14 protein-coding genes are annotated in these 13,574 nt (G+C 46.8%); 3 read left to right on the top strand and 11 right to left on the bottom strand.

From position 1 onward, the window contains the following. Positions 1-158: 158 nt before the first annotated feature. The 5 genes from KNP93_RS12560 to KNP93_RS12540 form a co-directional block, all read right to left on the bottom strand. Positions 159-1,964, bottom strand: a complete 1,806-nt coding sequence (locus KNP93_RS12560) for a mechanosensitive ion channel (RefSeq protein ID WP_214855560.1) — start codon at positions 1,962-1,964, stop codon at positions 159-161. 229 nt (positions 1,965-2,193) lie between these two features. Beyond that, positions 2,194-4,065 carry an ABC transporter ATP-binding protein gene (locus tag KNP93_RS12555; RefSeq protein WP_305798039.1) on the bottom strand — a complete coding sequence of 624 codons (1,872 nt, stop codon included), beginning with the start codon at positions 4,063-4,065 and terminating at the stop codon, positions 2,194-2,196. Beyond that, positions 4,062-5,786, bottom strand: coding sequence for an ABC transporter ATP-binding protein (locus KNP93_RS12550; protein ID WP_214855558.1), 1,725 nt, complete (start codon positions 5,784-5,786; stop codon positions 4,062-4,064). The genes KNP93_RS12555 and KNP93_RS12550 overlap by 4 nt, the downstream gene beginning before the upstream one ends. Continuing rightward, positions 5,779-6,267 (bottom strand): MarR family winged helix-turn-helix transcriptional regulator, encoded by a 489-nt coding sequence (locus tag KNP93_RS12545; protein ID WP_131503344.1) that lies wholly within the window; start codon positions 6,265-6,267, stop codon positions 5,779-5,781. Before KNP93_RS12545 ends, KNP93_RS12550 begins: the two co-directional genes overlap by 8 nt. Positions 6,268-6,466: 199 nt before the next feature. Further along, entirely contained in the window at positions 6,467-7,336 is an 870-nt protein-coding gene (locus tag KNP93_RS12540) for a cation diffusion facilitator family transporter (protein WP_214855556.1), read from the bottom strand. Between the two features lie 301 nt (positions 7,337-7,637). On the opposite strand from KNP93_RS12540, the gene KNP93_RS12535 reads away from it, so the two are divergent. Beyond that, a complete protein-coding gene (locus tag KNP93_RS12535; RefSeq protein WP_012369239.1) occupies positions 7,638-7,961 on the top strand; it encodes a thioredoxin family protein in 324 nt (107 codons plus the stop codon). 46 nt (positions 7,962-8,007) lie between these two features. Here KNP93_RS12535 and KNP93_RS12530 read toward each other — a convergent pair whose 3' ends face one another. The 4 genes from KNP93_RS12530 to KNP93_RS15700 all read right to left on the bottom strand — a co-directional run bounded on the left by KNP93_RS12530 (position 8,008) and on the right by KNP93_RS15700 (position 9,900). Then, positions 8,008-8,307, bottom strand: coding sequence for an excalibur calcium-binding domain-containing protein (locus KNP93_RS12530; RefSeq protein WP_114597016.1), 300 nt, complete (start codon positions 8,305-8,307; stop codon positions 8,008-8,010). Positions 8,308-8,518: 211 nt separating this feature from the next. Then, the gene (locus KNP93_RS12525) at positions 8,519-8,992 is read right to left on the bottom strand and encodes a hypothetical protein (protein ID WP_131503341.1); all 474 of its coding nucleotides are present in this window, start codon (positions 8,990-8,992) and stop codon (positions 8,519-8,521) included. Between the two features lie 156 nt (positions 8,993-9,148). Next, positions 9,149-9,550 carry a carbohydrate binding domain-containing protein gene (locus tag KNP93_RS15705; protein WP_251138818.1) on the bottom strand — a complete coding sequence of 134 codons (402 nt, stop codon included), beginning with the start codon at positions 9,548-9,550 and terminating at the stop codon, positions 9,149-9,151. Continuing rightward, the gene (locus KNP93_RS15700; RefSeq protein ID WP_251138813.1) at positions 9,547-9,900 is read right to left on the bottom strand and encodes a hypothetical protein; all 354 of its coding nucleotides are present in this window, start codon (positions 9,898-9,900) and stop codon (positions 9,547-9,549) included. The genes KNP93_RS15705 and KNP93_RS15700 overlap by 4 nt, the downstream gene beginning before the upstream one ends. 91 nt (positions 9,901-9,991) lie before the next feature. Between KNP93_RS15700 and tnpB the strand changes: the two genes are divergently transcribed. Then, positions 9,992-11,164, top strand: a complete 1,173-nt coding sequence (tnpB, locus tag KNP93_RS12515) for an IS200/IS605 family element RNA-guided endonuclease TnpB (protein WP_214855554.1) — start codon at positions 9,992-9,994, stop codon at positions 11,162-11,164. A 301-nt stretch (positions 11,165-11,465) separates the two neighbouring features. Here the strand turns inward: tnpB and KNP93_RS15800 are convergent, their stop codons facing one another. Further along, a complete protein-coding gene (locus KNP93_RS15800; protein WP_256442214.1) occupies positions 11,466-11,588 on the bottom strand; it encodes a hypothetical protein in 123 nt (40 codons plus the stop codon). 205 nt (positions 11,589-11,793) lie between these two features. Then, positions 11,794-12,807: a LacI family DNA-binding transcriptional regulator gene (locus tag KNP93_RS12510; RefSeq protein WP_214855552.1), complete on the bottom strand. Its 1,014-nt coding sequence runs from the start codon at positions 12,805-12,807 to the stop codon at positions 11,794-11,796. A 212-nt stretch (positions 12,808-13,019) separates the two neighbouring features. Between KNP93_RS12510 and KNP93_RS12505 the strand changes: the two genes are divergently transcribed. Next, positions 13,020-13,448 carry a VOC family protein gene (locus KNP93_RS12505; RefSeq protein WP_214855549.1) on the top strand — a complete coding sequence of 143 codons (429 nt, stop codon included), beginning with the start codon at positions 13,020-13,022 and terminating at the stop codon, positions 13,446-13,448. The last annotated feature ends 126 nt before the right edge of the window (positions 13,449-13,574 follow it).

Here is a 13,574-nt window from a genome sequence, read left to right as displayed (position 1 = left end):
TCATAACAAAGGATGTCAGCTTTTATAAGCAAAAGTTTCTGTTTTTTTTCACAAATTGGTCAAACCAGTTTTGTTATTTTACTACAATACAAATATGCAGCCATGTATTAACGCACTAAAAAACTCCTTCACTGGCTGGTGAAGGAGTTTTATTAATGTTACGGACGATCATTCGGGTGATCTAAGTTCGGGCCACGATGTGTGTCCGGATCGATCGGGTAATCGTCTTGTTGTGCTAAATCATTTTCAGGAAGTGCCCCTTTTGGTGTACCGTGTGTCGGGTTCACGTTCGTAGAAGATGATGGTTTAGAAGCTTTTGGTGCTTGATCTGGTGTGACGTCATCTGCTGCTTTTGACGCGGCACCTTTTGCTGCTTCTTTTAAGCTTGGCTTCGTCGAAGCAGACGATGTGTTGTTTGACGGCAGGTTCGATGTGTCGATATCTGCATTCTCTGCTTTTTTCTGGAGACGATCGAGGTAACGTGATGCATTATCACGGCCACCTAAGCCAAACGCGAGTCCGAAAGCAAGAGCAACAGCACCGAGGATCAAGATGAACGCTGAGTTAACGATTGTAGCGGCAACACCAAGTTGATCAAGTGCCATGAAGACAGCAAGAGCAAGGATGGCATATTTCGCGACGCTTGAAAGAACTTTTAAATCCGAGTTAGCAAACAGGCTGTCCATCGTGCGTTTCACCAAGTTGCTGATGATGATACCGATGGCCAAGATGATGATCGCTGTCAAGACGCTTGGAAGGAAAGCAAGAACCGCGCGACCGAGATCAACCATGAAGTTGAGACCGATCAGATTGAATGCTTCAACGACGAACAAGACGACGATGACGATTTCAACGAGTGATCCAACGATTGATGATGGTGATGTCGAGGCATTGTTTGCATCCCAGTTACCGATTTTCAAGTGGCGTGTTAAGTTATTGAAACCGAGGCGTGACAAGAGGTCTGCGACGAATTTCTTAACGAAACGACCGACATAAAGACCGACAAGGATCAAGACGACACCGATAATGATGTTCGGAATCATACCAAGAACATCATTTAACATGTTGATGGCTGGTCCTGTAATCCCTTTGATGTTGAGCTGGTCAAGTGCCGAAATCGTGATCGGGATTAAGATCAGGATGAAGACGACTGTACCTAAGATGGAAGAAAGTGATTTTGTATCTTTTTGTTCGTTTGTACCGATGTTGAAGCGTGAAGCAAATTTGTCTGTACCGACTGCATGCAGGAAGTTCGTGACGATATCGCGAACGATTTTCGCAACGAGGAATCCGACGAAGAAGATCGCTGCTGCAGCAATCAGACGTGGGATGAATCCAAGGAACGACGAGAGTAATTGGCTGAACGGCTCAGAAACACTTTCAATGTTGAGCGCACCCAGTACACCCGGTAGGAACAATAACAAGACAAGATAGAAGACGATTTCGCCTGCAATCTTCGGATAGTTCGAAAGATCCGTTTGACCTTGAAGCATTTTGTTCGAACGGACTTTTTCGTTCGACATCAATTTCGTTCCGCCTTTGACTATGACCATGCGCAGTACGACCGCGATGACGTAAGCAAGAAGAAGAATCAATGCTGCTTTCAGGATGTTCGGGATCGCTGCGAGCAATGTGCTCATCGTATCCGCAAGCGGTCCTGCGATGATGTTCAAGTTCAAGATGTTAAAGACGAGGATGAGAACGAAAACCATCAAGACCCAGAAAATGACTGTCCCGATAATTTTTTCAGGCGTCCACTTTTTCTTTTGTGGTGGTGTACCTTCTTTTTGTGGTGACAATTTGTTGACGACACCCGATTTTTCCAATGCCTTTTGAATACCGTTTGCGATCAGTTTCGCAATCAGCCATCCAATCAAGAAGACGATAAGTGCTCCTAAAATGTTTCCGAGAGTTCCTAGAATCCCGTTGACGTCAAATGACGTCGTGTTCCAAAAGTTGTTCATCCTGCCACACTCCTTCATCTCTAAATAATATATTTCCGACACTTCTTTAATTTCCCCGGCTAAAGGAATTACTAAACCACTTTTAACCTGAAAGTGGCAGTTTGTGAATAGTATTTAAAAAAATGGATGATTCTGATCAGAACCATCCATTTTGGAAAAGCTATTTATTTTTTAGTATTCCGCCGTCATGGTTTCGCCGACGTACCGAAATAATTTGACCGCGTCCATCTTAAACGACTTCTTTTTCCGAGAACTGACTGTTGTAAAGATCGGCATAAAAGCCGTTCGCTTCGAGCAAGGCTTCATGTGTGCCCTGTTCAATGACCCGCCCTTGATCCATGACCAAAATCAAATCGGCATCTTTAATCGTCGACAGACGGTGGGCGATGACGAAACTTGTCCGCCCTTCCATCAAACGTTTCATCGCCTGTTGAATAAAGATTTCCGTCCGCGTATCGACACTTGACGTGGCTTCATCGAGAATCATGATCGGTGGATCGGCGAGGACCGCCCGGGCAATCGTCAACAGTTGCTTTTGCCCTTGCGAGATGTTCGACGCTTCTTCGTTCAGGACGGTATCGTAGCCGTCCGGCAATGTCCGGATGAAGTGATCCGCATGGGCTGTTTTCGCGGCTTCGACGATGTCGTCTTCTGTTGCCCCGGTTTTTCCGTACGCGAGATTGTCACGGATCGTACCGTTAAAGAGCCACGTATCCTGCAGGACCATGCCGAACGTCGTCCGTAAATCTTCGCGTGACATCTTCCGTGTATCGATCCCGTCAATCCGGATGACACCACGATTCAACTCGTAAAAGCGCATCAACAGATTGATCAGTGTCGTTTTACCGGCACCGGTCGGACCGACGATCGCAACCGTCTGACCCGGTTTGACGTCGATGTTCATGTCTTCAATCAACAGCTGTTCGCTGTAACCGAAGTCGACATGCTCGAACGCAACGGCTCCGTCGGCTTTCGTCAAGTGATGCGTCGTTACTTCCTTGACTTCCTCTTCTTCATCCAACAACTCAAAGACCCGCTCGGCAGCGGCGACCGTCGACTGAACGATGTTCGCGATATTGGCCGTTTGTGTGATCGGTTGTGTGAACTGGCGTGTATAGGTGATGAACGCTTGAATATCTCCGATCGAGATGCTGCGCTGGGTGACTAAAATCCCGCCGACGACACTGATCAGGACATAGCTGATGTTCCCGATGAACATCATCATCGGCATGATGATTCCGGAAATGAACTGCGCTTTTCGTCCCGCTTCATATAATTCTTCATTAACCGTATCAAACTGTTCGACCGCTCTGCGTTCATGACCAAACGCTTTGACGACCGGATGCCCCGTATACATCTCTTCGACATGACCATTCAGTTGTCCGAGTGTCCGTTGTTGATCGGCAAAGTATTTTTGCGACCGTTTCAAAATCGGACGAATCGCGAAAATCGAGATCGGTAACGAGACGAGCGAGATCAACGTCAACAGCGGACTGATCGTCAGCATCATGATTAAGATTCCGACAATCGTCACGATCGACGTGATGAACGACGTCACACTTTGTTGTAACGTACTCCCGATCGTATCGATGTCATTTGTGACCCGGCTGAGTGTCTCTCCGTTCGGACGGCCGTCATAATACTTGAGTGGTAAGCGTTCAAGCTTCTGATTGACATCTTCCCGTAAATCATAGACGGTTTTTTGCGCAATCCCGGACATCAGATACTGTTGCAGGTAACTGAAAAGACTGCTGATGACATACAGTCCGGCGAGTAACAGCAAAATCTGTCCGATTTTCGTAAAGTCGATTGCTGCTCCCGGTACCCCCTGGAACTTGGCGTATGCTCCTTCAAACAGTTCCGTAATTGCCGTTCCCATGATTTTCGGTCCGGCAATCATAAAGATCGTACTGAGAATGGCTGCGACAAAAACCGCTATGAGAGCGTTCCGGCGTGGTTTCAGGTAACCGAGTAACCGTCGAAACGTCGCTTTAAAGTTTTTTGGTTTTTCGCCCATCATCATCATGTTCCCGCCGCCGGGACCACCACCCGGGCCACCTGGAGGACCACCGGCAGGTCGTTTTGTACTACTGGTACTCATGCGATTTCCTCCTCTGACAGTTGGGATTTGACGATTTCCTGATAGACTTCGTTTGTTTCATAGAGTTCATCATGCGTTCCGATGCCGGCAATCCGACCTTCTTCGAGGACAATGATTTGATCGGCGTCCATGACGGTGCTGACACGCTGGGCAACGATCAGGACGGTTGCGTCCTCGGTTTCCTGCTTTAGGGCTTTCCGTAACGTTGCATCCGTTTTAAAGTCAAGCGCCGAGAAGCTGTCGTCAAAGACATAGATGTCGGGTTTGCGGACAAGCGCCCGGGCAATCGACAAACGTTGTTTTTGACCACCGGAGACGTTTGATCCCCCTTGTTCAATCATTGAGTCATACCGGTCTGGCATCCGTTCAATAAAATCTGTCGCTTGAGCGACTTGTGCCGCATGTTGGATTTCTTCGTCCGTTGCGTCCTCTTTCCCGAACCGGATGTTATCTGCAATCGTCCCTGTAAACAGCAACGCTTTTTGCGGGACAAAGCCGATTTTCGAACGTAATTCTTCTTGCGGGACGGCTTGACTGTCAACACCGTTGACTTGGATACTGCCAGCCGTCACGTCATAAAACCGCGGAATCAGATTGACGAGCGTGGATTTCCCGGAACCGGTTCCGCCGATGACCGCCGTGATTTCACCCGGTCGGGCGGTAAAACTGATATCCGATAAGACCGGTGCCTCAGCTCCCGGATAGCTGAACGTCACCCCGTCAAACACAAGCGTGCCGCGTTCTTTATCCGCAGAAGCGGTTCCGGCGTCGACCATTGTCGGCTCCATCTCGAGGACTTCATTAATCCGCTTCGCCGAGACCGCCGCCCGGGGGATCATGACGAACATGACAGACGCCATGACGAGGGCAAACATGATTTGCATGACGTATTGAATGAACGCCATCAAATCTCCGATCTGCATTCCGCCGTTGTTAATCCGGATACCACCGAACCAGATGACACCAACAACCGTCAAGTTCATCACGAGCATCATGACCGGCATCAAAAAGGCCATGATTTTATTGACCTTGATCGAGATATCCGTTAAATCCGCATTCGCTTTTGTTAACCGGACTTTCTCCTGGGATTCCCGGTTAAAGGCCCGGATGACACGAATCCCGGTCAGGTTTTCCCGTAAAACGAGATTCAAGCGGTCAAGCCGTTTTTGGACTTGGCCGAACAACGGGACCCCTTTCCAGAGAATCAACAGAATCGAGACGACCAATACCGGCATCGCCGCAACGATGACAAGTGATAATTTAGCATCTTTCGAAACTGCCATGATCAGTCCACCGACGAACATGATCGGCGCACTGACGACCATCCGGAGCATCATGATGACGACCTGCTGAACTTGGGTGATATCGTTTGTCGTCCGTGTGATCAATGAAGCCGTTCCGACTTGATCAAACTCCTGTAACGTAAAGCGTTCGACGTGGTTAAAGACTTTTCGGCGGATATCGCGGCCAAGTCCCATCGCGGCTTTCGAGGAATAATAACTGGCAGCAATCGCCGCGAGTGCGCCAAGTCCGGTAATCCCGAGCATGACAGCCCCGATTTTCCAAATGTACGCCGTATCCCCTGTCACGACCCCTTTGTCAATGATATCGGCCATCAAAGTCGGTAAGTATAAATCCGACATCGACTGGGCGAAGACAAGGATCAAGACGGCCAAGACTGCCCATTTATAGGTCGTCAGATTTTTGAGTAACTTAATCATCTGTACAGCCTCCGTTTCCTGGTGCCAAAATTTCTTTTAGTCCTTCTGCAATCTGCGCATGCGTCTGCAACATCTGCTCAAAGACGGCAGGATCGATTTGATCGAGGACTTGCTCGAGCCGTTGTTGCATACCGGATTCCTGCCGTTTGATCGTCTCGACGAATTGCCGTCCGTGATCACTTAAACGTAAGACGACTTCCCGACGGTTGTCCGGATTCGTTTCCCGGATGACCCACTCTGCTTGCACTAACCCTTCTATCGATTGACTGAGGGTGCTTTTCGGTAAATGCGTATGCGTGGCAAGTTCCTTTTGTGTGATTGGACTTCTTGGGGCAATCGTCATCAAGCTGTGAAATTGCGGTAAACTGAGTCCATTTTCCTGCGCTGTCTGATGCGCCGCGCGGACAAGATGACGCTGCACATTCCAAAACGACTGCATCATGGCCGTTGAACGAACCGGCTCTTTTTGCTCTGTTTCCATCCTTCCACCTCCATGTTCCATATTGAATCGTTCCATATCGAACGATTACCTATGTAAACTAAAATACGCCCATTTAGACTGAATGTCAACGCAGAAACAATGTGAAAATGCACATAGTTTTTTTAGGAATTCCATAAAAAAAGTCCAATCGAAATTGGACTGTTAAATGGTTGTTCAGCCTGATCAGTTCGGCAGAAACTCATTCCGGCTCAACGTGGACATGAATATCATAGACACCATATTCATCCGTCAGCGTATCTTCGACTTTCGTCGCGATATCATGGGCTTGATGGACGTTCAATTGCGAGTTGACGAGAATCACGACATCCACGACTTCATTATTCCCATAATTCCGTCCCTTGATCGACTTGATTCCTTTGACACCCTCTAAATCAAAAATCACATCTTCATACATCTTCAGCTTCTGTTCATCAAATCCATCCGACAATTCGTGGGACGCTTCCGAGAAGATATCCCAAGCCGTTTTACAGATCAGGAATCCGACGACGATTGCCGTCACCGTATCCAGCCACGGCATCCCGAACTGGGAACCGATAATCCCGATCGTCGTCCCGATACTGACCCAGGCATCGGATAAGTTATCTTTTGCAGCCGCCATGACCGCTTTACTGTTAATTTTCCGTGACAGGCTTCGATTGTAACGATAGACGAAATACATCACAACGGCGGAACCGATTCCGACGTAAGCCGCGACGATGTCCGGTGACTCCTGTTTTCCTTCGAATAACGTCGAAACGGTATCGATCAAGACCTGTAATCCGACGGCCATCATAATGAAGGAAGCGACCATCGAGGCAATCGTCTCACTTTTCCAGTGTCCGTATTTATGGTTGTCATCTGCCGGACGTCTTGAAATTCGTAACCCGATCAAGACGGCAATCGACGCGATGATATCGGTCGTATTGTTTAAACCATCCGCCCGTAAGGCCGCTGAATCCGCCGTGTAGCCGACAATCAATTTAACGATTGATAAAACAATATAGGCAATGATGCTAATGATCGCACCACGCTCACCAAGCTTTAAATTATCATATTTTTGCTGATCCATTTCTGTCGCCCCCACTCGCTCTGTCAATTAGCAAACCTCATCGTAACAGGTCAAAATCAAGTGGGTCTATAGAAATCATTTTGCTTAAAACTAGTTAATTAACAAAAGACCAATAGTGTTTCCTGAAGGCAAATGATATTTTATTGTGGATTGGTGCTTCTTGTGCAATTTTCGCATACTTTAGGTATTTTCTTCTACAACATTTTTGCAGAACCCGGACCTTCTTCAATCATAATCCGTGCATCTTGCGTCTGGAATCAGTAGACTAAAGATACACACCAACAACAGGGGGAACTAATACATGAGTAACTACATTAAGAGTGAAGATACATTCAAAGAGTTAATCGCAAGCGAAACACCGGTCATCATCAAGTTCGAAGCCGACTGGTGCCCAGACTGTAAACGGATGGACTACTTCATGCCGGATGTCGAATCACAATTCAGCGAACTGCCGATCTATACAATCGACAAAGATGAATTCCCGGAAATCGCATCAGACAACGTCGTCATGGGTATTCCAAGCTTACTCGTCTTCCAAAATAACGAGAAACTGGGTCACTTGCACAGTGCCAACGCAAAAACACCGGAAGAAGTCACAGACTTCCTCAAGAAAAACTTCAACTAAACAGACGAAGACCCGCTTTCCGAAAAAATCGGAAGCGGGTCTTTTTTTAACGTTCGCAGGCGATACCGTCTTTGTCACGGTCGCTTTTCGTATTAAGTTTGTACGTTGCTAAGCTGACATAGGCTTTGTATTTCGTTTCTTTATAGATAGCTTTCCCTTTTTTGTCGTATCCTGTCCGGTTTTTAAGTCCAGCTTTCTTCGAAACGCCGCCTTTGTACTTCTTCTGCATCTCTGTACAGTTCTTGAATGCCTTCGCTTTTGTTGCCGCATGGCTTTCAGCTGAAGTCACGCTGATCAAAGAAAGGCTGAGTACACCTGTCATGATGAGTTTTACTGCTTTGTTCATGTCTATTCCTCCTCAATTTTAAAATTCCAAATTTTAGTGATAATTTGATTATAGAGGATTTTGTTAGAATATGTTTTGAATTTTTGATTTTTACAGGGATGATTTGTCAGACAGTTTCTGTGAACCAAAAAAAGATCCATCGCTTCGCGACAGACCTCCCTTAAAGTAAAGATTCGGTTGAATGATCTCGTTTATGCAAAATAAATAACGATCAGTACCACAACCGCTTCGCCTCTAATTTTTTGGATCGGACACTTACGCCAATCGCCAGCACGATATAGGAAAACCCGGCAAACATCGCAAAGTGTCCGTACGGAACATCAAACCAGGCATTGAACCCAAACAATGGGACCGCAAATAAATAATAAAACGGATATTGAATGCCGGAGACGAGATCAAACCAAAGTTCCCCTAACCAGTACCGCTCAAAGAACGTGACTAAATAGACCACGGTGCCAGCAACAAACCCGAAGCTTAGATAATAGAACACAAACAAAAGCGTCTTTTCTTCGCGTACGAGCATTACCGAACCAATCAAAAAGACCAGCCAGACAAGCGAAGACACGCTTTGAAACAGACCAATCGTACCGTCGGGATGAATACTCGCCGGCCAGGCATTGATACCGATCGTCGCAAGCAAAAGCACGACAAATAAAACGATATACTGTTTTGTCGAACGAACCATGGTTGTGTTCCTCCTAAGTATGAAATTGTATTAGTGTCATATTCTCTTAATTGGTTTTAAATCCCTTTTAATACAAAAAAATAAAGCATCCAGGTTCTCCCTGTACATCAAAACGAGGGTAGTCCTGGATGCTTTTATTCTTGATTCCGTGTTCTCTTACTTCAGTTCTAACTTCACATCATCAATCGTCACGTCAGGTGCCGCGAACGGTGAACCGGCTGCTTTCCCGAGCAGGAATTTCAGTCCAGCTGTATCATCCTGACCAAGCGTAAAGTCAAACTGATATGTTTTTTCTTCCGTGCCTAGTTCGAAGATTTCACTGAAGTAACGCGTATACGCTGCGTTTTCCACGGTCACTTCAAGTGGCCGTGCGACCGTTGAAGATGCCTTAAACGTCAGTTGGTACGTCTGCCCTTTGACAAGCTGTAAGTTGCCTTGCTCAAGCAGAACGCTCCATGGCTCCTGTCCTTCTGATACGATGGCGAGTTTCGTTGCGTCATTGACGTTCGAAACGACGGCTTGCGCGTCATAATGGACATACGAACTCCAAAAGTTCAGTCCGTCCGCAAACGAACCGTTTTTGAGCGGTGACCGGTCGACTTCGTCAGCTTGACTTGCGGTTCTTTGATTCGTTCCGCTTTCGTTTTAAAACGCAGGACATACTGATGGTTTTCTTTTGGCTGGACACCTTGTTGTGTCAAAGTCGCGGTCTGTCCTTTTGCCGGATTGGTCTTGAACGTAAAGTCACTTGTCACCGGGTCGACCGGTTCATGGTAGTCGCGGTTCGTCAAATCATAGACCCGGACATAATCGACAGCATACGTATGCCATTGTTCAAGCTGTCCGCTGTCCGGGAAGTGGTAGTCTTTACCGGTGTATTTATTAAAATCAGGTGAGGATACTCTCACTTCTAAGCGTTAAGGGCGAAGCCCAAATGAAAGCGGGAGATGAATCACCAGCTTTCATTTCGGGTATATTCTCTTTAAGGAGGTGAAAATCATGTTGAAATACAAGGCTTACAAATTCAGAATATACCCGACAAAAGAGCAAAAAATTCTGATTGCCAAAACGATTGGTTGTTCACGCTTCGTCTTCAACCACTTCTTAGCGAAGTGGGAAGAAACCTACAAAGCGACAGGGAAAGGACTATCTTATGGTTCTTGTTCCAAAGAAATTCCGATGTTAAAGGAAGCGTTCGACTGGTTGAAGGAAGTAGACAGCACTTCCGTGCAAACTAGCGTCAAGCATCTGGCTGATGCGTATGATCGCTTCTTCAAGAAACAGAACGAACGACCTCGATTCAAGTCGAAGCGAAAACCTGTTCAATCCTACAAGACGAATATCCAAGGAAAGTCTCAACTTCCTGAAATCTCGATTCATGCAAGCAGACTCAAACTCCCTAAGCTCAAATGGGTTCGTTTCGCCCACTCCAAGCAGGTCGAAGGACGCATTTTGAACGCCACCATACGCCGTAATGCTTCAGGAAAATACTTCGTCTCCCTGCTCGTCGAGCAGGAGATCCACGAACTGCCGAAGACGGGCTCATCCGTCGGCGTCGACGTCGGACTCAAGAACTTTGCCATCCTGTCGGACGGCACGGTGTACAAGAACGACCGTTGCTTCCGCACGCTCGAGAAGAGACTAGTGCGTGAACAACGTAAGTTGTCCCGTCGTCAGCTCATCGCCCTGAACAAGAAAGTCACGCTGTCCGAGGCGAAGAACTATCAAAAACAAAAGCGGAAGGTCGCCCGTATCCACGAGAAGATTGCCAACAAGCGGACCGATTTCCTGCACAAGGTTTCGACCGAAATCGTCAAAAACCACGACATCATCGGCATCGAGACCTTGCAGGTGAAGAACATGCAGCAGAACCGCAAGTTAAGCAAGTCCATCTCTGAGGTCAGTTGGTCGGAGTTCTTCCGTATGATCGAGTACAAGGCAGATTGGTACGGGAAGACCGTCGTGAAGGTCGGGAAGACGTTCGCCTCGAGCCAACTCTGCTCCAGTTGCGGTCATCAAAACAAAGACGTGAAACATCTTGGTTTGCGTGAGTGGACATGCCCGAGTTGCGGGGTCCATCACGACCGTGATGTGAACGCAGGACTGAATCTCAAACAAGAGGCCGAGCGTATCTTGGCTTCTTCAACCGTCGGGACGACGGGGTTAGCCTGATCAATTTTCGATCGATAGGTCGGATAAATCAGGAATCTTCCACATCTAAGCACAGCGTAGGTGGAGGTAGTTCAATCTTTGACGGCACCAGCTGAGATGCTGCTGACGATGTATTTCGATAGAAACAAGAAAGCCATCATAATCGGTACGGCAAAAATCGCGATCCCAAGATAAAACGAGCCGAGATTTTCTGCGACTTGTGATTCTTTAAGGAAGCCTATCAAGACCGGTAATGTGTATTTTTTTCGGTGAGAAAAACAGGACGAGCGGCATGATGTAGTTCTTCCACGAACCGATGAATTTAAAGATCGACATTGTGGCGATTGCCGCCGCTCGTTTTTTCCTCTTCGCCGCCTGAACATCCTGCTAAAACGCTTGCTGTTAATGCGCCGATTGTTAATACGCTGACAAACTTCTTCTTCATGTCATCCCATCCTTGTCTGGTTTTAGTAGTCCCCTAAGTAAGCGGTCTCATTTATTATTCAAAAATATCGAAAGCGCTTTCGTAAATGGTCTGAAAAAAGTTCCGAAAGCCCTTTCGGAAACGTACAAAAAAATATAGTATGGATTTCGAAACCGCTCTCGCGTTTTCTCGAAGACAACCTGCGAGAGCGATTTCGAAAAAGTGATTATGCTTTGACAGGTCCCGTCGACTGGCGGACGATCAAGTCGACCGGAATGATATCCGTCGTCATGACCCGCTTTTTGTTGACGATTTGTTCAATCAAAAGGTTTGCTGCATGCTGCCCGATCGTATCCGTATCTTGCCGGACCGTTGTCAGCTTTGGTGTAATGAACTTAGCCAGTTCGATGTCGTCATAGCCAACAATCGAAATATCTTCCGGAATCCGTAAGCCAGCTTCATGAATTGCGTCAATGGCACCGATGGCCATTTGGTCACCTGCAACAAAGACAGCCGTTGGTTGTTCCGGCAGTGCGAGTAACTCTTGCATTGCCTGTTTTCCTTCTTCGACCGAAAAGAATCCTCCGCTGACGATATATTCATCAGGAATCGGTAATCCTAAGCGTCCCATTGCTTGTTTGTACCCTTCAATCCGAGCCGATCCTGCGTCAGTCGTACTATCCCCTGCGATATGGGCGATAAGTCGATGACCGAGCTGGTGTAAGTGATTGACGGCAAGTGCGCCGCCGGTCAGATTATCCGAGAAAACGACACTGCAATCCGTGCTGTCCATATCAACGACAACGATTGGAATCGTACTTTGAATCAATTCCTGAACGTGTTGGTCCATTTGATCAGAACAGATGACGACGATGCCGTCGACCGCCCGATGCCGGAAGTGCTCGAGGTAACTCATGTCCCGATTGCGTAAATTCCTTGAAGCGAAGATTAAGTCATAACCTTGTTGCTCTGTTGCTTTTCGGAAACTTTCGATGATTGCGTTAAAGAACGGATGCATCATCCCGACGCCGTGTGCTTCCGAGAACATGACGCCGATTGTCCAGGACCGTTTCGTTGAGAGCGACTGGGCGTGGGCGTTCGGCAAGTAGCCCATATCGGCTGCTGCCTGAACGATTTTTGCTTTTGTCTTCTCACTGACGTCGGAATAGTTATTTAAGGCTTTTGAGACCGTGGTGATCGAAAAACCGGTTATTTTCGCTAAATCATAAATTGTACCCATGTAACCACTCCATTTCACCGAAAGCGCTTTCGATAAATTTAGTATAGACTGCGATTTGGAAAGATACAACCATTTTTTTAGAATTTAATTAGAATTCGTAAAATAAATGATACCGCTTTCATTATTTATCTCAAAAACCTTCAAATAAGAACAAATGTTTGGTATACTATAAGTATCAGTACGCCGTGTCTACAATGGAAAGGAGCATCATCATGCCGATTACCCCCTATCTAGTCTTCAATGGCAATACACGTGAGGCGATTCATTATTATGCCAAAGTTTTTGGTCAAGACATTCCTGAGATCATGGAGTTTGGTCCCGGCAATGGTCCGGACGGTCAACCGTTCACAACAGACGTCCAGTCGCTTGTGCTGCATTCGCAGTTGATTATTCACGGCACACGCGTCATGTTTTCGGACGCGATGCCGCACGATCCGGTCACGACCGGACAAAATGTCACGCTGGCCCTTCATCTGCCGGACGTCCAAATCATTCATGAGACATTCGATAAGTTGGCGCAAGACGGCAACGTCATCATGCCGATTCAAAAAACGTTTTGGAGTGAAGCCTACGGTATTGTCGAAGATCCGTTTGGTGTGCAATGGCAGCTCAACCATGAGGTGAGTGAAATAGCGGAATAAGCTGCTTTCATTATTATAAATTTTTTAAAGGCGATTTATAGTAACAACTTTATTGCAAAAAGTAAGTTCTGACAGGTTTCTTCAGAGCTTACTTTTTATGAAAACTATACAATTAAATTATCAGAA

The sequence above is a fragment of the Exiguobacterium sp. s166 genome (assembly GCF_018618855.1).
Taxonomy (GTDB): Bacteria; Bacillota; Bacilli; order Exiguobacteriales; family Exiguobacteriaceae; genus Exiguobacterium_A.
The sequence above is the reverse complement of the archived record's forward strand: the minus strand, read 5'-3'. Positions and strand labels throughout refer to the sequence as shown.